Source organism: Bradyrhizobium sp. 142 (assembly GCF_023074015.1).
Classification (GTDB): Bacteria; Pseudomonadota; Alphaproteobacteria; order Rhizobiales; family Xanthobacteraceae; genus Bradyrhizobium.
Genome location: NZ_JADPKQ010000468.1, coordinates 1 through 1,111, shown reverse-complemented (window position 1 = coordinate 1,111; position 1,111 = coordinate 1). Strand labels below are relative to the sequence as shown.

Sequence of the window (1,111 nt, the reverse complement as noted above, 5' to 3'; positions counted from 1 at the left end):
GAATGCAGCGCGTTGAAATCCGATACGCCGTCCACCCCAAGCACTACGGCTTCGCCGTCAATGACGAAATGCTTCTGCCGGTTCTTAAGCGCGGCCTCGGCGATCCACGGATAGCGCTTGGTCCAGTCGGTGCCGTTCCGCGAGAGCAGGCGCACGCTGCCGTCCTCACGGATGACCAGCATCCGGTAGCCGTCGTGCTTCACTTCATGCATCCAGTCTGGTCCCGAGGGAACCTGCTTGCCGGCGGTCGCCAGGCAGAGCTCGTACGTCATGCGCATGAGCCAGAGATAAGCACTTCGGCTGCACTTTACGAACCTGTCCCTGCGCGCCTTGCCGCTCTCTCCAGGAATTCCAGCATGGAGGGGGCCACTTCCTCAAGCTCGACGAAACGACGGCGCAACTCATCCGCGATATCCGTGGTCACATCGCGCGACCATCCCTATGTCGTGTTGAAGGCCACGATGCGAGCGGGATGCATGTATTGGCCTTCGATCAGGTGCCGTAAGAGCGTCGCACGATTGCCGTCCTCTTCCGCCGTCTCGCACCAAGCGCGTCCGAGCCGGTCGCCAAAGTCCTCAAGCACAAGGTAGACATCTTGGTCCGCCGCCACATGAGGCACGATGGATGGGGAGCGGCGCATGCCAGAAACTCCACGAGAACCTGCGATTCCCTCGATAATGTTACTATTTAATGCGAGGAGTAAAGATAACGCTAAAAATTAAACAGAATTAAATGTAGACAAAATCAAAATTCGGATTTAATTTGGGAAGTACCTTGGCGCCGGACGAACGCGTCAAGCTCTCCGAGAAACGGCTCCAGCGTCCGTCCTGCCCCCTGGTTACCCTCGGATGCAGGGGCCGTTTCTTCGGCATATGGGGAGCGAACCATGAAGTTCCTATCCCTGGGTGACTTGTTTCTTGTCTCCGCACTGACGGGTGCAATCATGCTGGTCGAGATGGCCCTCTTCATTGTTGTGGGCATGATCTGAGCCAATGAGGAACACCGGGAATTCGCAGTTGACGCGTCGGTGGGCCGCGCTCACGAACACAAGAAACGGCAGTGCGAATACGCTCGCGGAAGGCCAACGCGCTCTGTCGGACCAATCTCCACA

General features: G+C 57.7%; 1 protein-coding gene and 1 pseudogene. Both read right to left on the bottom strand.

Annotated elements, in window-relative coordinates:
- A pseudogene (locus IVA82_RS42620) lies at window positions 1–272 on the bottom strand (DNA ligase); the annotation flags it as partial.
- 167 nt (window positions 273–439) lie between these two features.
- Window positions 440–640: a hypothetical protein gene (locus tag IVA82_RS42615; RefSeq protein ID WP_247493892.1), complete on the bottom strand. Its 201-nt coding sequence runs from the start codon at window positions 638–640 to the stop codon at window positions 440–442.
- Window positions 641–1,111: the final 471 nt, after the last annotated feature.